The 22350-nt window shown below is 32.8% G+C and carries 16 protein-coding genes; 2 read left to right on the plus strand and 14 right to left on the minus strand.

The window, feature by feature from the left end; all coding sequences use genetic code 11:
* The first annotated feature begins 6 nt into the window (after window positions 1–6).
* Window positions 7–855, plus strand: a complete 849-nt coding sequence (locus ACIQ2L_RS09200) for a DUF4249 domain-containing protein (RefSeq protein WP_396158026.1) — start codon at window positions 7–9, stop codon at window positions 853–855.
* 78 nt (window positions 856–933) lie between these two features.
* On the opposite strand, the gene bcp is transcribed toward ACIQ2L_RS09200, so the two are convergent.
* Entirely contained in the window at window positions 934–1386 is a 453-nt protein-coding gene (gene bcp, locus ACIQ2L_RS09205) for a thioredoxin-dependent thiol peroxidase (protein WP_396158028.1), read from the minus strand.
* Between the two features lie 65 nt (window positions 1387–1451).
* Between bcp and nth the strand changes: the two genes are divergently transcribed.
* The gene (nth, locus tag ACIQ2L_RS09210; RefSeq protein WP_396158030.1) at window positions 1452–2129 is read left to right on the plus strand and encodes an endonuclease III domain-containing protein; all 678 of its coding nucleotides are present in this window, start codon (window positions 1452–1454) and stop codon (window positions 2127–2129) included.
* On the opposite strand, the gene ACIQ2L_RS09215 is transcribed toward nth, so the two are convergent.
* The 13 genes from ACIQ2L_RS09215 to ACIQ2L_RS09275 form a co-directional block, all read right to left on the minus strand.
* Complete coding sequence (locus ACIQ2L_RS09215; RefSeq protein ID WP_396158032.1) at window positions 2126–2269, minus strand: hypothetical protein; 144 nt, start codon at window positions 2267–2269, stop codon at window positions 2126–2128. The genes nth and ACIQ2L_RS09215 overlap by 4 nt on opposite strands.
* Before the next feature lie 61 nt (window positions 2270–2330).
* The gene (locus ACIQ2L_RS09220; protein ID WP_396158034.1) at window positions 2331–2918 is read right to left on the minus strand and encodes an RNA polymerase sigma factor; all 588 of its coding nucleotides are present in this window, start codon (window positions 2916–2918) and stop codon (window positions 2331–2333) included.
* Between the two features lie 203 nt (window positions 2919–3121).
* On the minus strand, window positions 3122–5383 hold the full coding sequence (gene bglX, locus ACIQ2L_RS09225) for a beta-glucosidase BglX (protein WP_396158036.1): 2262 nt from the start codon (window positions 5381–5383) through the stop codon (window positions 3122–3124).
* A gap of 90 nt (window positions 5384–5473) precedes the next feature.
* Window positions 5474–7177, minus strand: coding sequence for a family 16 glycosylhydrolase (locus ACIQ2L_RS09230; protein ID WP_396158038.1), 1704 nt, complete (start codon window positions 7175–7177; stop codon window positions 5474–5476).
* Window positions 7178–7265: 88 nt separating this feature from the next.
* A complete protein-coding gene (locus ACIQ2L_RS09235; protein ID WP_396158040.1) occupies window positions 7266–8201 on the minus strand; it encodes a glycosyl hydrolase family 17 protein in 936 nt (311 codons plus the stop codon).
* 18 nt (window positions 8202–8219) lie between these two features.
* Window positions 8220–9644: an MFS transporter gene (locus tag ACIQ2L_RS09240; RefSeq protein ID WP_396158041.1), complete on the minus strand. Its 1425-nt coding sequence runs from the start codon at window positions 9642–9644 to the stop codon at window positions 8220–8222.
* 24 nt (window positions 9645–9668) lie between these two features.
* Entirely contained in the window at window positions 9669–11183 is a 1515-nt protein-coding gene (locus ACIQ2L_RS09245; RefSeq protein ID WP_396158043.1) for a glycoside hydrolase family 30 beta sandwich domain-containing protein, read from the minus strand.
* Between the two features lie 5 nt (window positions 11184–11188).
* Window positions 11189–12439 (minus strand): glycosyl hydrolase family 17, encoded by a 1251-nt coding sequence (locus ACIQ2L_RS09250; RefSeq protein WP_396158045.1) that lies wholly within the window; start codon window positions 12437–12439, stop codon window positions 11189–11191.
* Entirely contained in the window at window positions 12436–15897 is a 3462-nt protein-coding gene (locus ACIQ2L_RS09255) for a hypothetical protein (protein ID WP_396158047.1), read from the minus strand. The genes ACIQ2L_RS09250 and ACIQ2L_RS09255 overlap by 4 nt, the downstream gene beginning before the upstream one ends.
* A gap of 9 nt (window positions 15898–15906) precedes the next feature.
* On the minus strand, window positions 15907–16677 hold the full coding sequence (locus ACIQ2L_RS09260; protein ID WP_396158049.1) for a PKD domain-containing protein: 771 nt from the start codon (window positions 16675–16677) through the stop codon (window positions 15907–15909).
* A 17-nt stretch (window positions 16678–16694) separates the two neighbouring features.
* Window positions 16695–17576, minus strand: a complete 882-nt coding sequence (locus ACIQ2L_RS09265) for a family 16 glycosylhydrolase (RefSeq protein ID WP_396158051.1) — start codon at window positions 17574–17576, stop codon at window positions 16695–16697.
* A 27-nt stretch (window positions 17577–17603) separates the two neighbouring features.
* Window positions 17604–19073 carry a glycosyl hydrolase family 16 gene (locus tag ACIQ2L_RS09270; protein ID WP_396158053.1) on the minus strand — a complete coding sequence of 490 codons (1470 nt, stop codon included), beginning with the start codon at window positions 19071–19073 and terminating at the stop codon, window positions 17604–17606.
* Between the two features lie 24 nt (window positions 19074–19097).
* The gene (locus ACIQ2L_RS09275; protein ID WP_396158055.1) at window positions 19098–22217 is read right to left on the minus strand and encodes a glycosidase; all 3120 of its coding nucleotides are present in this window, start codon (window positions 22215–22217) and stop codon (window positions 19098–19100) included.
* Window positions 22218–22350 lie beyond the last annotated feature (133 nt).

Consider the following 22350-nt stretch of genomic DNA (forward strand, 5'->3'; position numbering starts at 1 on the left):
ATAAATATGAAATTAATAACAACAATCTGTCTTTTGGTAGCAACAGCTACTCTTTTTACTTCTTGCGAAAAAGAAATAAATTTAGATTTGAAAAATACAAGTCCCAAACTAGTAGTAGAAGGGAATATTCTATGGGGTATTGACACTGTTATCAATCAGCAAGAATTAAAGCTCAGTCTTTCCGCTAATTATACCGGCAATACTAATCCACTGCCAGTAACAAATGCAATCGTAATGGTAAATGATGGAACAAATAACTATACTTTTAATCATATCGGAAATGGGGTTTACAGGAGTAGTTTTATTGCAGCAACCAACAAAACTTATAAGTTAATCATAAGCTATGAAGGAGATGAGTACAATGCTTATGAAACTCTGAAAGCAGGAGGTGCTGCTATTGATAGTCTTACGGTAAATTACTTTCCATCAGCTTTAGGCAGCCCAGAAGGTAATTTTATCACAGTAAACACAACTGATCCTTTGAATGAAAGAAACTTCTATTTATGGCAATTGTTTATTAACGAGCAATTAATGATAAATCCTTCACCAGGAAACATTTATAGAGCCATACAAAAAGATGACTTTTTCAACGGACAACCTTTAATAAATTATTTGCCTTTTGATAATTTTCCTGTGGTTACTGGCGACATAGCAAGATTACATCAACTGAACATCTCTGAACAAATGTATAACTATTACTACTCCATTTTTAATTTAACAGCATCGTCCCCAGTTTCTGGCGATGTGCCACCAGGAAATATAAAAGGTAATATTGTGAATTTAAATAAACCTGATAAAAACGCCTTGGGCTATTTTGGTGCGTGCAGTATATCAATCAAAACAAAATCAATATAACTTTAGAAAATTTAGTTTGCAAAAGGTATAAATAATGAAAAGCCAAGAAGTTGAACTCTTGGCTTTTATTAATGTTCATTATTTCAATATTTGTGAAGCGTGTGATTTGGTTTTCACCTCAGAAATGACTTCATCTATAATGCCTTGTTCATCAATAATAAAAGTGGTTCGGTGTATACCATCATATTCTTTTCCCATAAACTTTTTTGGACCCCAAACTCCAAATGCTTGTATGACTGATTTGTCTTCGTCTGCCAATAGCGGAAAAGGAAACTCGTATTTGTTCTTAAAATTACTCTGTGATTTTGCGTTGTCTGCACTAACACCAAGTAATTCGTAGTTATTCGATTTAAAACGTTCGAAATTATCTCTCAAATCACAAGCTTCGGCGGTACATCCTGGCGTGTTAGCTTTTGGATAAAAGAAAACAACTAATTTTTTTCCTTTATAATCTAATAAAGTATGAGTAATTCCATCTTGATCTTTTCCAGAAAACTGCGGAGCTTTATCTCCTTTTTGTAATGTTACCATATTTTTAAGTTATATGTTTATGATTTGAAAAGTTTATATATTTATAAAATCAAATTTATGCTAAAATGACCAAACAAGAACGTGCAACGTTTGTTATAAATACGTTAAAAGAATTATACCCAGAAATCCCAATTCCATTAAATCATAAAGATCCCTATACATTGCTTATTGCAGTATTGCTATCGGCTCAATGTACGGATGTTCGAGTTAATCAAATTACTCCAATACTTTTTTCAAAGGCTGACAATCCGCATGATATGGTAAAACTTTCTGTAGAGGAAATTAAAGAAATTATCCGACCATGTGGCCTTTCACCAATGAAATCTAAAGGGATTCACGGATTGTCAGAAATATTAATTGCAAAACATGATGGTCAGGTTCCACAAAGTTTTGAAGATTTAGAAGCATTACCTGCTGTTGGCCACAAAACAGCAAGTGTCGTGATGTCTCAGGCATTTGGAGTACCTGCATTTCCTGTCGATACACACATTCATCGCTTGATGAATCGATGGAATTTAAGTAATGGCAAAAATGTTCAACAAACTGAGAAAGATGCAAAGCAGATTTTTCCGAAAAACACTTGGAGTGATTTACACCTTCAAATAATATGGTACGGAAGAGAATATAGTCCTGCTAGAGGTTGGAATTTAGAAAAAGACATTATAACCAAAACTATAGGAAGAAAAACTGTTTTGGAAGAGTATTATAAAAAAAATCCCGATGTTTATCGGGATGTTTTCTAGTTAGCAATAGTATCGAAGCTCATGTTACCAACTTTTACAATATTCAATGCACAAGAATATTGAAGAATTAATCGAATTGTTTCTTTTTTAGGTAACATTTTTTTTGTTGCTAATTTTCTTTTAGAGTAAAGTTTTGCCATATAAAAATCTAGTTAATTTTAAGATGTTTATAGAATAACGCAATAAATTACTTTTTATTGTTTAAGAGGGCAAATAAATTTTATTTTTTTCAATTACTTTTCTTAAGTTCGTTATGGCATAACGCATTCTGCCTAAAGTTGTATTGACGCTAACGCCTGTAATGTCCGCAATTTCCTTGAAACTCATGTCTGAATAATAACGCATCATAAGCACCTCTTTTTGATCTTGAGGTAATTTTTGAATTAGTTTTTTTAAATCAATATCAACTTGATTTTTGATTAATTCTTTTTCAATGTTAGGAGAATTGTCTGTAATTGAAGCAAATATTGAAAACTCTTCTGTATCTCTTTTCATATACATTTTCTTATCGTTACGAAATTTATCGATAATCAAATTATTAGAGATTCGAAGAACCCAAGATAAAAATTTACCTTCCTCATTATAATACTTTCTACTTTTTAGAGTATGTATTACTTTAAAAAACGTATCTTGAAAAATATCTTCCGTAAGGTCTCTATCCGAAACTTTAGAATAAATATATCCATAAATTTTTGATTGGTGGCGCTTTACAAGAATTGATAATGAATTCTCATCTCCATCAATGTACTTGTTTACTAATATTGCATCAGGGATTTCAATTTTTGCCATAATATTACCTTTTAGTAAGGGTTAAAAAAATATTTTTTAATCTAAAAAGTAATTTTTGTCTATAGGCAAAAGATTGTGTGAATTAATAATAATGTCAAATTTAACAATATTTTAATTTAAAAAGCAAATAAAAATTAAAAATAAACGAAACTTTATCAAATCGAATTGAATTTCTTCTTCAATTTCCGTAACCCATATTTTCTTTAGTTTTTAATATATTGAAAATCTTTTTCAATAGTAGTTTCAGAATTTCCACCAACAAAAACTTTAAAATCTCCTTCTTCAGCTTCCCATTTTGAATTTGGAGAATAAAATTCAATTGTTTTTTTATTTATAATGAAGGTGACTGTTTTAGTTTCGAAAGGCTTTAATTTTACTAATTCAAAACCTTTTAACTCTTTAACTGGCCTTGCAAAACTTCCCACTAAATCGCAAATATACATTTGAACTACTTCTCTTCCTGCAACTTCACTATTGTTTTTTAAATCAACAGACACCACTATTTCACCATTTTCAGAAAAAAATGTTTTGTCAAGTATCAGATTAGAATATTCAAATTTAGAATAACTTAATCCATATCCAAAAGGATATAAGGGAGTGTTTTTTTCATCACTATAGTGGGACCAAAAAACGACGCCTTCATCCTTCTCTGGAACCGGGCGACCAGTACTTTTATGATTGTAATATAGTGGCAGCTGACCAACAGCTCTTGGAAATGTCATTGGTAATTTACCACTTGGATTGTAATCACCATATAAAACTTGTGCAATCGCATTACCGCTTTGAGATCCTAATTGCCATGCTTCAACTATCGCTGGAATATTTTCTGCAGCCCAAGGAAAAGCTAATGGTCTTCCATTATTCAATACTAATACAATATTTTTATTTACAGCATAAACAGCTTCTAATAACTCTTGTTGAACGCCCGGCAAGCCTATATCGGCTCTACTCCTTCCTTCACCAGATTGGTACCCGTTTTCTCCTAAAACCATAACGACAATATCTGAACTTTTTGCTATTAAAATAGCTTCTTCAAAGCCTGACTTATCGGTTGTATTCACTTTAACCTCTTTAGAAAAACGTGTTTCTCCAATTACGACATCTGCTCCTTTTGCATAAGTCAATTTATTGCCTTTGTAATTTTGCATTCCTTCAAAAACTGAAATTGCTGTATTATCATCGGCAGCTAATCTCCAATTTCCTAATGGACTATTTTTATCATTTGCCAGAGCGCCAATAAGCGCTATATTTTGCCCAGACTTTTTTATAGGCAGCAGATTAGCTTCATTTTTTAATAATACAATTGATTTTTTTGCAATATCTAAAACGCCTTCTTGAAACTCTTTTTTTCCTAAAGTTGCTTTTTCGTGTGCTTCATCACAATATTTATAAGGTTTATCAAATAAACCCAATTCAAATTTCACTTTTAAAACTCTCTTAACGGCCTCATCAATAGTTACTTCTTTTACTTTTCCATTTTCTACCAATTCACTTAAAAATTTTATATAAACACTTGACTCCATATCCATATCTGAACCCGCATTAATCGCCACTTCTGTTGCATGTATACTATCTTTGGCAAAACCATGTGTTACTAATTCATTTATAGAACCCCAATCGGAAACTACAAACCCTTTAAAATTCCATGCATCTTTTAAAATATCACTTTGCAAAAATTTATTTCCAGTTGCTGGAATACCGTTCAATTGGCTAAAAGAGTTCATAAAAGTTCGAACACCAGCCTCGACTGTAGCTTTAAATGGGGGAAAGATTATGTTGTGAAGTGTTTCATTACTAACATCAACTGTATTGTATTCTTTTCCAGATTCTGCAAATCCGTAGCCAGCAAAGTGCTTTGCGCAAGCTATAATATTTTTATTTGTTGCTAAATCACCTTGAAAGCCTTTAACACGTGCAGTTGCAATTTTACTTCCTAAAAAAGGATCTTCTCCTGCACCTTCCATAACTCTTCCCCAACGTGCATCTCTTGTAATATCCACCATTGGAGCAAATGTCCAGTTTATTCCAGCTGCTGCTGATTCTTCTGCAGCAATTTCAGCTGATTTTTGTATGGCTTCTAAATCCCAACTTGCTGCTTCTGCTAATGGAATTGGACTAATAGTCTTGTATCCATGAATTACATCAAATCCAAATAAAAGCGGAATTCCCAAACGTGTTTCTTCAACAGCTATTTTTTGCAATTTATAGATATTCTTAACGCCTTTAACATTTAGCATAGCACCAACTTGGCCTGCTTTAATGTCTTTATACTTTTTTGCGGCACTTCCTTCTTTAGGAACTGGACCTGTAAAATCCCAAAAACCACTATATTGATTAAGCTGACCTATTTTTTCAGTTAGAGTCATTCTTTTTAAAAGATCATCAACCTTTCTGTCCATATCTTTTTCTTGGGAATAACTTAACAATGAAAAACTCAGCAATACCAAAGAAGCAATTTTATTCATATAAATATATTTAGTCATTTAATAAAACAAAAAGGCTAAATAAGATTTAACCTTTTTGATGATACCCTTATAAAAATAAATGCAAAAATACTATTTCTTAATAATTTTTAAATTTTGAATACCAAATGAATTTTCAACTCTCAAAAAATAAATTCCTGATTGATACCCACTCATGTTAAAAGTATAGTCAGCATTTACGACATCTACATAATGAATTTTTCCTAAGACATCTGATAAAGTAATTTTATTTTGATCATCATTTAATTGCAAATTCAATATATTTTCTACTGGATTTGGATAAGCATAATGCTTTTTCATAACAAAATTTGATATTCCAAGGGAACAATTATTATTACCCACAACATAAGAAAAATAATTCGTTACAGACAAACCTCCAGCGTATGCAAATTTAACTGCATAAGATATTGTTGAACCTAATGTTTGTCCAGTAATCGTTTGTGTAAAAGTTTGTCCTGATACATTGGTCATTTGAGTTTCAGTAAATGGCGATTGTCTTCTTAAAAAAGCAACCAATCCTACTCTATTGTCTAGCAACTCAAATGTGATTTTAACATCTGTTCCTATAGTTTGAAAAGTGTAATTATACCCTAAAGTAAAAGTGCCTTCAGTGGCTTGAGTACTGTTTCCTTGACACTGCGGATTAAAATTTGTTGTTGCATTCAGAACTATCGGACTATTAGAAACCGTATTTCCAGTCATGTCAGTTGCTGCAATTGTGAAAGAATAATTGGTGTTAGACGCTAAATTTTGGATAACTACTGATTTTTGAACTCCAGACGGATTATACACAGTGGTGGTTGTTCCACCGGGATAGGAAATAGTATAAGCGATTGTACCTGAATTATCATTTGCATTCATTAACAATTCAACTGAAGAACCAGTAACGGAACCAAGAGAAGCTACAAAATTAGTTGGTGCTTGAGTATCTATTGCAGTATTTTGATACACTCTAATATAATCAATTATCATAGATGCTTGTGTGAAATTTGCTGGAATTGTGCCTGCAAAACCTCCCATTGCAACATTCAGTAAAAAATATTGATCAAGATTAAATGGCCAAGTACTTGCATTTTTTACTGGTGGATTGTAGTTGTAAAAAGCAACATCATCTAATAAGAATGTAATTTGATTAGGTGACCAATTCATAGAATAAATATGGTAGTTTTGTGCTATATCTGACGCTTGAATACCTCCTTTATTTATAGTGTTTCCGGAAGATGAAGTGGTGTGTATTGCAGCCCCAATATAATTAATTGGTTGTCCTGGGAAAATTCCATGTTCCATAATATCAATTTCACCACAAGCGGGCCAACTAGTAGTTCCAAAATTAGAATCAAAAAAACCACCATCTTCGTTGACGTTTTTACCAAGCAACCATAAAGCTGGCCATGTACCTTGTGCATTTGGGGCTTTGGCTCTGATATCTACGCGTCCATAAGTAAAAGCAAATTTAGAGTTTAACCTTGCGGAGGTAAATTGTTTTGTTACGTTTTGATCTGTAAAGTTTTCTCTTTTTGCAACAATATTCAAATTACCATTATCTACAAATGAATTTTCCAAACGATTGGTGTAATGTTGAACTTCATTATTAAACCAACTTCCTCCTGCTGGTAATTGAGTTTGTTGAAACCATTTGTTTGAATCTATTGCTCCATTGGTATTGAACTCATCTGACCAAACTAAATTATTATATACAACATCAATTTGAGAATACCCATATTGTGAAACTAAAAATAGGGTAAATAGCGTTTTAAATAAAATTCTCTTTTTCATAATTTGTGTTTTATTTTTTTTTTTTGGATTTAAAAAAGCAACACTCTTTTAACACCTGTTTTTTTAATTATTTTACAATTTTGTTACACTAGAATTTTAATTTTTCATTTTTATCCCACAAACCCCAATATGCGCCTACTTCGCCTTCAGGTCCTACTTTCCAAGACTCATCAAAAGAGGAAAAATAGAACGTTTCAATATTATTTTGATTTGCCCATAATTGGGTTTCAATAAAATACTTCATAGCATTATCATCAGATGCAATAGCTCCTTTGAGCGAACCGCCTTCACTTGGCCAACCAGTTTCTGTAATGATTACGCGCTTTCCTTTTCCGGCATCGCTAGCAGAACCAAACATACTTTGCATGTGAGGTATTGAGTACTCTATTGGGCAACCTTCCCAATAAGGATAACAATTCGTTAGGATTACATCGCAAGCTTCGGTAATATTAGGACGATGTGAAAACTCATAATAAGCATCTACATACCCCACGGGAACATTGGGTAGCGCTTCTTTAACACGATGGATATAATCCAACAATTGTTTTTCGGTTAAATCACCTCTATACATTACTTCGTTTCCGACAGCAGCAATATCCACACAACCTTCTTTTGCTAATTGAATTAAGCTTTCAATTTCTTTTTCGTTGAGTTCTAAATCATTTCCAAGCCATGCACCTACAAGGGTTTTCATTCCATTTTGGTGTGCAATTCTTGGTATATGTTCATTTCCTTCAATACATGAAAAAGAGCGAACCCATTTAGTGTAGGGCTTCAATATTTGAATACGTCTATTAACTTGTTCTGCTGTAATAATATCTCCTGGTTTTTGACTGTCTTCATAGAGACTGAAACAAATACCATGCATCCCTTTTTCTAAAGTTTCATTCCACAATTCAGCTAACTTTTTTGAAGAGATTTCAGAAAAATCTACTCTTGGAGCATCACTAAAAAGTGTATTTTGTTGCTCAGAAGCACTAGTATAATTGGTGATTGAAAAATAGTGACCTTCTCTAAATGACATAATTTATTGGAGTTATATTTATAAATTGCCTTTTCGTTTATCTAAAAGATCTCTAACTTCTCTGGCTTTGACTTCATCTATATCATAATCTTTCATTACCCAAATAGCGGTTAATGTTCCCAAAATCGGAATTCCGACAAAGAAAATACGTAACCAAAACATAGTATCGTCTGTTTGTGTAGCGGCATTTGATTGAAAAGCGACCAAAGAAAGAATCAAACCACTTAATAATCCTGCAACAGCGGTTCCAAATTTTACCATCCACCAATAAATTGCGCCTAAACTTCCTTCTCTTCTTTTGCCTGTATTCAGTTCATCGATATCAATTACATCGGAAGTCATAGACATCATTAAGGTAAATAAACTACCTATACCAAATGAGAAAAATGGCAATGCAAACAAAAACAAATATGGTTTTCCGGGAACAAATAATAAATAAAGTAAGATGTAACCCACTACAGAAATCCCTTGAGAAAATAAGAAAGCTTTCTTTTTTCCCATTGTTTTTGACATTCTTGCCACGATAGGAATAACCGCAACTGTAGTGATAATTGCTCCTACACATCCAAATAAAGTAGGCCATAATCCAAAACCATCTTCATTTCCTTTAAATAAATAATATTTGATGATGAAGTAAGAAAATCCTGCTGTAGTTTGAAAAGCGTTAAAAATTAAAAAAGTAGCGATACAAATTTTTCGGAACGGTTTAATTTCTATCGAAGCTTTCAAACCTTCTTTTATTTCGCCAAAACTTCCGAGGATTCCTTTTAAATCAATCGGGCTATAATTTTCGTTAAGCGTGGATTTACTTGGAATAAAAAATGCGGGAATTGCAGCTAAAATCGCACAAGCAATCGCGACGTAGACCGCCAAAGTTCTTACCGCAACTTCACTTGATGGAAACAAGGTTTGATCTGCCATTATCACCCAAAACCAAGGTGCAACAACCCAAGCCAACTGACCAATGAGTTGTGAAGTCGCCATAATATTAGTTCGTTCGTGGAAATCATCACTCATTTCGTAACCCATCGCTACATACGGAATACTAAAAATGGTCAATCCTGAATAAAAAATCAATGAAATCAATAAAAAGTACCAAAAATTGTACATAATTCCGTTTTCAGCATACAATTGCCACATTAATGAAAACGAAATTCCTAAAATAATTGCTCCAGCTAAAACATACTGTCTTCTTCTGCCCCATTTCGATTTGGTATTATCACTCACATAACCCATTATCAAATCAAACAAAGCATCATAAAACTTAGGAATAAAATACGTTAAACCAAGTAGCAATCCACTAAATCCTAGTTTTTCTACTAAAACAACGGTGAAAATCCCAATCATTGCTGGAAACATCTGGTTGGCGAGCATACCTAATCCAAAAGCAATTTTTTGACCCATTGGAACTTTTCCTGATGGTGTTGAATTAGTATTTGACATATAGATTTTGTTTTAAATTATTTGTTAGTTTGGTTTGATTATTATAGTTTGCAATGCTTTTTTATATATGGAAACAATAGTGTTTTTATCTTCTAGTTTAATTTCTACTGTTTGACTATTTTCAGTTGGATTAAAAATCACTACAGCAATTGAACCATCTGGGTTTTGTACCGCAGTCGAGATTAGCTCACTATTGCTTATCGTGCATCCAATTTTTATTGCTCCAGGTCGCATGAATTTGCTAAAATGAGCCATTACATAATACAAAGGTGTGAAATATACTTCGTCTTTTTCAGTGTCAACAATCACAGGCGCCACACACCAGTTTTTAAACCAATTTGGTCCACCTTGTGTATCTAAAACCATATTCCAATCAATCCATCCATCAACCCAATTGTTCAAACAACCAATGATATCGGCTGCATAACGATTGACTGGTGCGTATTTTGGGTGTAAATATTTGTCTTTTTCACTTGCCCAGTCCCAACCCCAATCGGTAGCTTCCTTTTTCCAGTACCAAGCATCATCTTTCCAGTGTGGAATTTCAGAGTCGACACAAGCTTCTGTTTGAATTAAATATTTATTTGGTGCTTTTTGATGGGCGTATTGTAATTCTTCGGGAAATACCTCATAGGTACTTTCATACCAATGAATAGCCAAACCGTCATAATATTTAGATGTGTTTTCATCTTTATACATCACATCAACCCATTCTTTTATTCCCGCTCTATTTTGATCGTAACCCAGTATTTTTATATCACCCCAACCGTCTTTTTCTAGTTTTGGCCCTAAATGATTTTGAACAAAATCAGTCATTTCGATTGGAGAAAATAGAGTGCTTTCCCAATTGTTTCCATTACCATGAGGTTCATTTATTACAGTAACTCCCCAAATATCGATACCTTCTTTTTTATACGCATCTAAATATTTAGAAAAATACAAAGCAAATGTGTCATTATACTCAGGTAATAACTTTCCACCCACATATTTTTTATTGTCTTTCATCCATGGTGGACAAGACCAAGGAGAAGCAATGATGTTAAAACCATCTTTAGATATTGACTTTGCTTGCAAAATCATCGGAATGATATCGTCTTTATCATCTTCAATTGTGAAATTTTTTAATTCTAAATCATTTTCAACTTTGGCGTACGTATAATTACTTAAAGAAAAATCACAAGACGCTATATGTGTTCTAGTTAGAGAATAATTAGCGCCATCTTCACTAAAATAAGCATCCAATATTTTTTTTCGATTTTTTTTACTCAATCGATTGAGTACAGAGGCCGAAGCTTCTGTAAATGATCCTCCAAAACCAGTTATGGTTTGAAATTTTTCATTGGGATTTAAAGTAATTATAATAGGATTACTATCTTTTGAAAATTGATCGACTTTTTTTAATGAATTTCCCTCTGCAGAAGTTTCATAAACTTCGACATTTAGAGTATTGGTTACTTTACAACTGTGTAATGAAAATGTCATGACAACTATTATTATCAAAAATTTAAAATAGGTTTTTACAAACTTAATTTTTTCCATTTGTATTAATTTTTTAAAACCTTGTTTGGCGTTTTTACATCCAACCATAATGCTTTCTCATCACCATTATATGTTTTTGTGATGGGTTTTCCGTTTCGAGTTAAACCTTTAAAAGTTCCTTTGTCGATAGCGTTCCAAAGCATATACTTAGCTTGAGCTTGTAAATTAATTAACCCAAAATGATTTTCTGAACCCGAAGGATTTGCACTATCTTTCCAACTCTCATCAAAAGCTTCAAAATAGAAACAAGATATTCCAATTTTATTCGTCCAGTCGCGCATTAGATTATAGTATTGTGCTGCTTTATATTCATCTGTCGCCTTTGAACCTAGTTTTCCGTAAAGTTCATTACATAAGGTAGCCCAACCCGTTTCCCCGATATGAACTGGTTTATTGACACCAATAGATTTCATGTAATTTACTACACTCGTGTATTGTGATATGGCATAATCTCTCGCTCTTAACATAGCAAAATCTATCTTTTCTTTTTCTTTCAATTGCAGTTCGTTTTCTTTTATTCCCCAAAAAACTGGATTATAATGCGTGTCATGCATCGGATAGGTGTGTATTGAAATATAATCGACTGCTTTAATTAATTTATTCAAATCTTCTAAATGATATTCACTGTCTCCTCCACCCCAAGAAGCAAAATTATCTGAGCTTGTAATCCATAGTTCTTTAGATAATTTTCCATGTTTCTTTAAATCTTGCAAATAGTTTACCCATTTCAAAATAATATTTGGCGTTACATAATAGCTGGTTGCCCATTTTACCATGGCTTCATTTCCAACTGCAATGACTTTTATAATAGTTGGATACTTATTGGCTAATCGTACTGCTTCATCAATTTCAATTGCATTTCGATCACTTTCTTGGTCGTGTATCGGATTTTCTTTTGTCCATGCATTTTTACAATCAATCCATGCACCTAACATGACATACATTTCAAAATTGGTATCCGTTTCTTTTAATTCTGATATGGCTTTTAATAAATTAATAATTTCATTATGATGCACATTATAGGTACGAATGACTTTTATATTCATTGCTGATAAAATCAACATATCCTCTTTAAGTTCAGTAACTGTTGGAATAATATCTCTAGTTTGTGTTCTATAGCCACCATAACAAATGGCTTGATAGTTTATATTTCCTAATAATTTTTCTGCGGTCATTTCCTTTGAAACTAGATTTCTAGTATTTATTTGATTACATGATATAAACAAGAGTAGTATGATGCAAATCAATTTATTCATTGTATCAAGTAATCTTCATTTAAAAAAACTGCCACGTTGGAAATTTCACCAGTACGATTGAAGATTTTTCTACTTTGTGTGTCATCTAATTCTAAAGTATCATATGTTTCTTTAGTTCCGTTTTTAAAATACAATTCCATACTGTTTTTTGAAGCTTTTTTATAAACAACTGGAACTTGACAAACGGTAAATGCCAAAGAATCTTTCTCTAAAGTAATTAACTTTTTAGTGCCATCAATTTGAACAAATACAGCTTCGGTATCTTCGGCTAAAAACTCTTTTTTGTGAAGCAAATTAGGTTGAAATTGCAATTTTCCATCGTGCATCTTCACACCCAATTCACCGATACGAGTCAAAATATCTTCTTTAACCTGTCCAGTCATTCCAGGTTGTTGAGCTCCTTTATTGAATGGAGTATGCGAATAAGGATCGGTTGGAAAAGCACCATAAACAACGGGGGATTTATGAACGCCAATTCCGGCTCCTATTTCTTCAAAATGAGTACTTAATGAATTAATAACGTCTTGATTTTCATTTCGTTCAATAGCTTGATTAGTGACTTCTAAAACCGCCACCTGCAATTTCGAAACCATGTGCCAATAAATAGACCCTAAACCTTCATAACCATAAAATGTTCCTGAACGACCTGTAAAAGCTTTATGATTAAAAACATCTTCAAAGATTTGCAAAACGGCTTCTGTTTCTGACGCTACTAATTCTTTGTATTCTTTGGTACTTGCTAGCTTGAGTAGCGCTTCTTTTAAATCGTTTGCATTATGAAAATTTCCATTAAAGTGAAATCCACCCTTTATGTCTTGATTGATTAGTTGAAGATTACCGTTTTCATGGAGTTTTTTCAGTAAAAAGGATTTTTCAACCTTCTCCTTTGGAATTGTGTTTTTCTCTAGAAACTTTGGTAATTTTTTGTTTGGATATAAAATATAACTATTTTGATCTTTTCTATACAAAGCACTGCTTCTCAAGGCATTTAATACTTCAATTGATTTTTTTGCATCTAAATAACCTGAACTTAAAACAGCTACTTGACCTTCTAACATTTCGGGCAAATAGGAAATGGATATTCCGTCATTTTCTATCGACATTAAATTATAAGCGTGGTATAGTTTATCGTGTCTTTGGTTGGCATTAATTGCATGCTCTATAAAATCAATGCTTACTTGTGTAAATTTTTTCAAACCAGCCATAGAATGGGTTCTTTTCTTACCCCAAAAACCACTGTTGTATACTTGATAGCGATATTCTGAGGCAGCTTGACCTAATGCGTCCAATATTTTCTTTCTATCTTGATTTGAAATTTTGTTTGAAAGAAGCGGTTGAAATGCAATTAAATTTTCTCTAATAGCATGATAAAATTCCACCATTTCATTCGATATTTTAATGGTTTCTTGATTGGAATTATCTAATAATTGTTGGAAAAATTTCAAAAATCTTCTCAAATAGTATAAGGTAACCATTGAAACGCCATTTCCAACAAGTGCATTATTGGCATCATTCCATTCTGGTCTTTGTGTATTCATCCAAATCCCAGCTTCCGGAATAAAATTGGACATTTTTGCCAAAACGGTAGCCAATATTTTTTCGATAAAATTTACGTGATAGATTTCATCATTATTGTCTCGCAACAAGGCACCATCTGCACCAATGCTGTCTCTTCTTTTATTGATTTTAGCATCCCATTCATGGTTAAACAAAATGGTATCCTTTGGATTTTGCAAAATCTCTTGATACGATTTTATTGTATAAGGAACAGCTGCATAAACAAAACATTCTTTATCAAAATAAGAGTTCAATTTACCAGGTTGGTATTTCTCTATAAACTCTAAAAATTTTAATAAATAGATAATCTGATGATCACCCCAATAGCCAATATACGACCAAGGATTATCGGGTTCGATGGTTTCCCAATCAAAACCTTCTTTTGTTACACGGTAGGGATTGTAACCATCAAAAGTAGAAGCATTCAAGAACTTATGAATCATACCATCAATAAATTCAGGATAAGCATAAGCTAAAGCTTCCCAATTCTGAAATATATCGCGCCAGTTGCCTTGATAATCTAATATTTTGGAACCATCAATTTCACTTCTGGTATTGATAGAAAACTTATTCCAAGGACGACTTGGGTCGCCATGTCTCCTACTAAATTTAAGAGGTAAATATTCTGTACATAACCGAATTACATCGGCATCATTAATATTGACAATTAATTGCTGCAAATGCGAATAATCAAAAGTTTCTGGTAAACTAGTAAAAAAACCAGAATTATTTTCAAAAACGACAATATTTGCTTTTGAAATATAATTTACAAAATCACCTTTCTCAACTTGATAGTTATTATCAAAAATTCCACCACGCATGATGTTGAATAATACGTTTGAAAAGTGACGTGTATCTTTGCGTTTATCTGCAGTAAATTGCAAACCATCAGCTGTAGCGTTAAGAGCAATAAGATTTTGCTTTCCTAATTCGATATCAGCTAATAATTTATCCTCTAATGCTTTATCATCACAAATCGCATGAGCTAATTCAATAATTTGAGATTGGTTTTGATTAACGTTGGCAATTATTTTCCAAGATTCAGAGGAATTCTTTGCTAATAACAAATCAGTTGAAACAAAATAAGCTCCTTTTTCACCTTTAATATCAGTCTCAAGGCTTATTTTTTGAGATTTACGGAAATTTGATACTTGTAATGATGAAAGTAAGAAAGACGGTTTGTTTAATCCTAATGACCATGCAATATTGGCTTTTAAAGCCTCGCTTGGTTCAGCTTTATCAACGATAATAGCACTAAGAGCAAAAATGCCTAAACCACTTTCTGTATGAAGTTCATTTCTTTTGTAGGCATCAACTAAATTACTAGTGCTATTTTGCAAATCACTACTCACACCATGAGGCAAAATATTTTGAATACCATCTAAAAGTCTAATGGAATAATTGTTATCTGAATCATTTATGATTTCAGATGTTTTTACGAAACCGTATATATTACTGGTACTCCATTGATATCTAAAAGTCAACTGAAAATCATGGTGGATTTCTTCAAATATTATTTTATTTCCGTAAAGGTTTTTGTATAAATTTCTGCTTAAATTATAGTTTTCGTTAAATCGCTCCGAGAAGGGTTCCCAAATATGAGTTTGATTATCTAAATGAATTTGAAAAATAGATTTACTTCCTGTTATATCAGCAAACTCGGTAATCTTGTCATCTGTATAGTAGGGAAACAAAGCAAACTCAGCATTCTTCCTTCCGGCAGTTAATCCTCCGTTACTTGATATAAACAACCAATGATTTGAATCACTTACGACACTCATAAAGAATGGTCGCATTTGATTAGGGTTTACTATTTTTAAAAACCTTTCATCCTTAATCATTACCTCTTGAAGTTCAATTTCTTTCGTTTCAATAGGTTTAAAAAATTGTGATTCAATCATAAAATTTAATTAAGGTAAAGGATTAAGTTTTACATTATCTATATTCACTCTGCCGATAGAAGCTCCTAAATCAAAGAGGACTCTAGAATTTGTATTTGTAAAATTGGCAACTAAATCAATACTGAAATTTTGAACTGTTGGTGTTAAATCCCTTGTAACAGATTGATTTGTAAAAGGCGCTCCACTTAATCCGATACCAACTATCATACTTCTATTTACATCTGACCAAGCGTCAAATGTAAGACGGTATGTTGTGCCTTGTGTTAATTCTAATCCTATATGTGATAAATTAACATCAAAAGCATTACCAGCAGCATTTACTGGAATAGAAAAAAAAGTGTTACCATTATTAGTTGCCAAAAGCACTGAAGGTATGGCGTTTGTGACTCCTAAAGTCCATGGAGCAGTTCCTGTTTCAAAATCCCCATTAATAATTAACCCGCCTTGAAAAACAAATATAGAAACATTACTTGTAAAAGAACTACTAGTGCCTGTTGCACTTATTCTAGCTGTAAGTTTTACAGTGTATTCGCCAGTTTGTGTATACGTTTTTATTGGATTTTTAATTGTTGATGTTGTACCATCTCCAAAATCCCATTCAAAACTATCAGCATTTGAAGAGGTGTTTATAAAAGATACCTTTCCTGGCGTAGATTCTTTGACATAAGTATATTTGGCAAATAATTCATTTTGATTTGAAACATAATCATCTGAATTATCACAAGCTATAAAACTTAGTAATACAAATAAGAGACTGACAATTTTTATCGATTTTTTCATGATTTTTAAAATTTATATTATTGATAAACTCTCACGTAGTCAACAATCATTCTTTGTGGATAAGATGTAGTGGCATTAGGGCTACCTGGTAAATTACCACCAACAGCTAAATTTAAAATCATATAGAATGAATTATCAAAAACCCATTCACCATCTTTATCTTCTACATCCTTTCTTGTAATTTGGTTATATAAAACATTATCAACATACCAATTGATATGATTTTCGGTCCATTCTACACCAAATACGTGGAAATCATTTTCAAATCTGTCATTAGACAAATTGTATTTTTTAGAAATACTATTTCCACCTGAAAAACCAGGACCATGAATAGTACCAAATACTTCTGTTGGTTTATTTCCTAAATATTCCATGATGTCAATTTCACCACATTGTGGCCAAAGGACGTTTCCGGCTTCATAATTAGGTAAAGAACTGTCGCAAGTAACATTGTCACCAATTTTAGTTTGCGCTTCACAGAAATTTTCACCTAATAGCCAAAAAGCGGGAAACATTCCCTTACCTATTGGTAATTTTATACGTGCTTCAAAACGACCATATTTTTGTTCAAACTTGTTACGACTTTTAAGTCTTGAAGAAGTATAATTAACGCCTCCAAAAGCTTCGGATTTAGCTGTAATGATCAAGTAGCCATTTTGCACAATGGTATTCTCAGATTTATAAAATTGTAATTCGTTATTTCCCCAACCATCGTTAAGAGGTCCTCTTCCAATATCGAAAGACCAATTTGCAGGATCTGGCGAACCATTTACCTCAAACTCATCTTCAAAAACTAAATTAAATTTAGTTGTAACAGTTTGTTTTTCACTTTCAGAACAAGAAAATAATGCAATTACAAGAGCTAAAGACAGTATTGATTTTATATTTAAATTCATCATCTTAATTTTTAAGTTTAATTTTTTTGATTATGGTTTGAAGAAATAAATATTATCCATGTAAAAATTTGATAATGACGAACCATTAATATTCTCCATGATAATTAGCCCTATATTGTTTTTGTTAACCAACGTAAAAGGAGCGTCTATTGAAATCCAGGTATTTGCTTGAACTTGAGATGCCGTCACAAATATTTGTTGTCTGGTATCATCACCTCCATTATCAACCTGATTTGGACCCCAGTCTTCAATTGAAATCAAGAAGCTAAAATTTGCGGGTACGCTATTAGGAATATACATATCAAAGTGAATGTTCGTCATAGTAGTTGCATTTAATGTTGGATTAGACGTTGCAATTCCTACATAATTGAAAGTTGTATAATTTAAAAAATTATTGCCATTCACTGAAAAGTCGGCTGAGCCAGTAGTTGAACCTGGAGTCCAGAAACCATTGTAGTAAGCAACTGGAACATTAGTGTAACTGTCACTAAAAATTGACAGTACTTTATTTGGGTCTCTTGTTGGTACTGGTGGTAATGAAAAAGTACCAAGGGAATTAACGGTTATGGAGTCAATAGTGTTTAACCCGCCAACAAATTCATTAGTAGCACTTAAAGTCCCTCCAATATTAGCTGTAATAACAGTACTTCCAGTACCTACAACTCTAATTTTTCCAGTTTGATCAACTGTTGCAACATTTGGGTCAGAAGATCTAAATACAAAATATGCCGCGGCAGGAAATACTGCTTGATCCAAACCTGAAGGCATATTAAACGTTTCTTTCAAGTCGGTGATTGGAATTGTAACTCCTATAAAGGAACTAATTATCTTATTTACACCATTTGCAATTGATGGTCTTGGTTGACCAATAGTTCCAAGTTTTTCAAATTTAAGTTCGTCAATCCAAAACGTATAACCGGAACCATTGGTTCCTTGTGTACCAGCAGAATATCTCAGCATCCCCTTTTCTTGCACTAGTTTTGATGCATCTGGAATTGGAATAATAATTTTTTTCCAATTGGTGCCAATACTAACATTTTTTATTGTTGTTATGTATTTGTTGGGGAAAAAATCTTCACCAAAGCCAATTTCTCCCACAGTAACGCCTTGAGACGCTTTTGCCCAAAAAGTTAAGGCATCGTATCCTGTTAAATCACGACCGGAACCATCAACTTTAAATATACCTCCTGCGTAATTGCCTTGAGGATCATTTGCATTAGGTACATCAAAGCGCATAGAAGCATTGCCTTTATAGCTTACTTCAGTATCGACAGTCCATGCATCAAATTTTGATCCGATTGGATTAAGAGCATCCGGGCCATACGGAAAGTAAAAATTACTTCCCATTGCAACAGGAGTATCCGTAAAAATTTCTGCTGTTTTAGGATAAGTAGCATTTGTAGCATCATCAGATAAATCTCTTTCACAACTATAATTGATAAGTAAAATCAATACTAAAAGAAGCGAATTTCTAAATAATTTAAAATTTGTGTTTTTCATCTTTTCAATTTTTTAATTTTTAATTTATTTTCCAATATTAATATGTACGTATGTTCTAATTTCCCACTCTGAACCATTCCCAAATCCAACTGGACTTAATGGTGGCACCGGTGGAAATGTGTTTTCTGGAACAAAAGTTGGTAAATATCTTGGTGAATATTGGTCTAAAGAACGCCAAATACCCATTATTCCTATTCTAGTATCTGGTAAAATGAACCAACTAGGTTTTCCAACAGAAGTTGATATGTCTAATGCTGATTGAACGGGGAAAGTTAAGTTAAAATCTCTATGGTAGTCAAATGGTCCCCAATCGTTAAATTTAACAGAGGAAACCACTTTTACTTTTTTATAAATCATTCTTATATCGCCACCAGCTCTATTAATTGTTCTTTCGGAGTCGCCATTTGCTTGTCCATTTCCAAAATATATGTTTGCAATCATCCCTAAATCAGGAGTTAATTTAGATACTATTCTTGTATTAGATTCCCATAAATCTTGAGCTGGAGCTGATCTTTCGAATGCAAAAGCAGTTCTATTGGCTAAAAATCCTATTGCAGCATCCATAGTTGTTGGCAAATGACGGAAAACAAAACCAGTGCTAAATGCAAATTTTGCATCTTCTACCATGTCGTTATTCCATTCATACATCCAAGTAGCCGGAGTTGGGTCATACGTTAACAAAAACTCCCCTCCAACAGTTTCACGATTAACTCTTACGATAAAGGGATCTTCTATTATATTTCTTAATCTACCTGGTGCATCAACTCCGTTTGGCATAGCTTCAACCAATGGTTTTTGCCATAAAAAGTTTGGAGCAAGTTGTAATTTAGAATTTACATTATAAGTAAAACCAGTTAGGACATTCATTTGATTTCCACTTCCTGAATCTTTTAAACGCCAACCTGTGAAAGTTTGAGTATTATCGGCGCCACCATTGGCAACTAATCCTTGTATAGCTCCTTGAGCATAAACATTAAATCTGCCTTCTGAAAAAGTTAATTTTGCTTTTCCACCCCAATTGTCGCTCGATTTGACTTTATCTACTTTTACCAAATCACCATCCATCATTTGAAACTCTCTACCATTTAAAGGTTGACCTCCCCAAATTCCACCAAATTCCATTCCGAAACTCCCTAGTTTTGTTTTGAAATGTACCGTTGCTCTTCTTGTTTTTGGTTGTGGAATAAATATGGAAGTTACGGCTGGTGCTGCTCCAGAAACGTCTTCATGATAAACAGCAGAAGCATCAAAAATTCCAATTTTTCTGCTGTATTTTAATAAGTAAGCAGGATTGGCTCCCCACCAAAGTTGTGGACCAAAAGCAGCTTTGAATCCATTTAAACTTCCCCTTCCATCAACTTCAAAACCTAAAGTTTCTCCGTTGTATATATCTAAATTAGGACCGTAATTTGCTTCAGAATATAAAGCAAAAAAATCGCCTTCATAACCCCAATGATAATGACCCGTTCTGTAAAAACCTCTGACTTCAAAATCTTTTGCCGTCCATTTGTAAGAAGCGTTATAAACCTGTACTCTATTGAGATCACTAGAAACTACAGGTCCATCTTGAGTTAAAACTGTCTCTTCTCTACCTCTGCTTTCATAGAAAATTTCATTTATAGGATTTACTGCTACACGACCTAAAATGTTCACATTCACATTTGCAGTCATGTTAGCTGAAGGTTTTCCTTCAACACCAAGAAAATAGGACTGCATATGATCAAAACCTGTTCGGCTAGGATAGTTACTTGTAGCTGGATCATCTTCATCTGGTGTAGTTAACAAACTTCCACCTGTTGAAAATGTAGTGAATTCAGCTCTTAAATTACTTACTTTTAATATATCTGTGTCATTAGTGCCAAGAGCAGCTTTATCACCTCTAGCTCTTAAAGCAGCATCCATTAAATTGGTTTCATCGAAAGCAGCATTTAATGAATTTTTGTTTGCACCTGCTGCATAAGGATTGAATTTATGAATATCTTTTAAAACGTAATAAGCAGCACGAGGATACAGTTGATATAATCCTTTTTCATTTGATGGCCCTTTGGCACAAATTCCAAACCATTCTTCATTCATATTATTTTCTCCTTCAGTAAAATCTTTTTGATAACCACCGTTCGACCATGAAGCATTACTATCATGTGAGTCTAAATTTTTAGTTTGACCAAATTTCCACCATCCATCACTAAACTGAAAAGTAAAACCTCCTAAAGAATTTCCTGCTTTACCCATACCTGCGGCATTTTCATAAATTTCCTTCCAGTTTCCTTTAAGGTAAAAAGCTTGTGCTTTTTGATCTTCTTGGTTGGTTAAAACATTAAATGCATCTGATCCAAATTCTGAAAAGAAAAGTGGTTTACCATATTCTTTTTTAACTCGTTCAAATAAATCTCCAAATGAAACCCCACGATAAACATTAGTACCCAAAATATCAACATCTTTACACTCTTTTGCAATGACATCAAGGAAAAGTAAATCACCATTACAAATAGCAATTGGATGAGTGCTATCAATAGATTTCATCGAAACCACAGCTTCATTAAATAATCTATACATTGATTCAGCTCGTACTGTAGATTTTCTATCTTTTATTGGAATATCTTCTGTTTCAGCACCATCCCAAAATAAGCCGTAGTTATTTTCATTACCAAGTAAAAACAAAAGCAAGCCTTTAGTATCTTTATACTCGGTTATCATTTGTTGTGTTTCTTTTAACAATAGCGCTCTAGTTTTAGTGTTTGAATAATTGGTATTTGGCGTCCACACACCATCCAAAGTTAAACCATAACGACCAAATGAATGGTTTAACATGGTATATATCCCATAATTAGTGTACACATATTCTATCCACTTTTTTGGCATCCCCGTATATACTCTAATAGTATTAACCCCCATATTTTTTAATAATCCCATTTCTTCATCCAACGCTTCTTGTATCAATTTGTCCGACTGATTCCAAAGACTATATGAATAATTAGTTCCGATTGGAAAATAGTCCCAATTCATTCCGTTAATCATAAAATCTTTACCATCAACTGTGAGTTTCATTCCATCATTATTCGAAGAAACCACAACTTTGTTTCCTTGTGAAAAAATTGAATTTGAAAAAGTAAAAATGGTTAATAATAAAATAATTTTTTTCATGTTTAATAATTGTTAGTTTTTTTTTATCGGATTAATTAAAATGCATTCAAATAATTATGGAATTAATTATGTACAATACATTTAGTGGTTTATTTTTTATATTAATAATAAAAAGTTGAAGAATTACTTATTT

The organism is Flavobacterium sp. (genome assembly GCF_044369455.1).
In the GTDB taxonomy this organism is placed as follows: Bacteria; Bacteroidota; Bacteroidia; order Flavobacteriales; family Flavobacteriaceae; genus Flavobacterium.

Excerpts from the sequence above, each read along its gene's own strand:
- bcp (WP_396158028.1), bottom strand. The coding sequence starts at position 1,386 with ATGGTAACATTACAAAAAGGAGATAAAGCTCCGCAGTTTTCTGGAAAA.
- ACIQ2L_RS09275 (WP_396158055.1), bottom strand. The coding sequence starts at position 22,217 with ATGAAAAAAATTATTTTATTATTAACCATTTTTACTTTTTCAAATTCA.
- ACIQ2L_RS09250 (WP_396158045.1), bottom strand. The coding sequence starts at position 12,439 with ATGAATAAATTGATTTGCATCATACTACTCTTGTTTATATCATGTAAT.
- ACIQ2L_RS09260 (WP_396158049.1), bottom strand. The coding sequence starts at position 16,677 with ATGAAAAAATCGATAAAAATTGTCAGTCTCTTATTTGTATTACTAAGT.
- ACIQ2L_RS09255 (WP_396158047.1), bottom strand. The coding sequence starts at position 15,897 with ATGATTGAATCACAATTTTTTAAACCTATTGAAACGAAAGAAATTGAA.
- ACIQ2L_RS09235 (WP_396158040.1), bottom strand. The coding sequence starts at position 8,201 with ATGTCATTTAGAGAAGGTCACTATTTTTCAATCACCAATTATACTAGT.
- ACIQ2L_RS09240 (WP_396158041.1), bottom strand. The coding sequence starts at position 9,644 with ATGTCAAATACTAATTCAACACCATCAGGAAAAGTTCCAATGGGTCAA.
- ACIQ2L_RS09270 (WP_396158053.1), bottom strand. The coding sequence starts at position 19,073 with ATGAAAAACACAAATTTTAAATTATTTAGAAATTCGCTTCTTTTAGTA.
- nth (WP_396158030.1), top strand. The coding sequence starts at position 1,452 with ATGACCAAACAAGAACGTGCAACGTTTGTTATAAATACGTTAAAAGAA.
- ACIQ2L_RS09200 (WP_396158026.1), top strand. The coding sequence starts at position 7 with ATGAAATTAATAACAACAATCTGTCTTTTGGTAGCAACAGCTACTCTT.
- bglX (WP_396158036.1), bottom strand. The coding sequence starts at position 5,383 with ATGAATAAAATTGCTTCTTTGGTATTGCTGAGTTTTTCATTGTTAAGT.
- ACIQ2L_RS09265 (WP_396158051.1), bottom strand. The coding sequence starts at position 17,576 with ATGATGAATTTAAATATAAAATCAATACTGTCTTTAGCTCTTGTAATT.
- ACIQ2L_RS09245 (WP_396158043.1), bottom strand. The coding sequence starts at position 11,183 with ATGGAAAAAATTAAGTTTGTAAAAACCTATTTTAAATTTTTGATAATA.
- ACIQ2L_RS09230 (WP_396158038.1), bottom strand. The coding sequence starts at position 7,177 with ATGAAAAAGAGAATTTTATTTAAAACGCTATTTACCCTATTTTTAGTT.
- ACIQ2L_RS09220 (WP_396158034.1), bottom strand. The coding sequence starts at position 2,918 with ATGGCAAAAATTGAAATCCCTGATGCAATATTAGTAAACAAGTACATT.
- ACIQ2L_RS09215 (WP_396158032.1), bottom strand. The coding sequence starts at position 2,269 with ATGGCAAAACTTTACTCTAAAAGAAAATTAGCAACAAAAAAAATGTTA.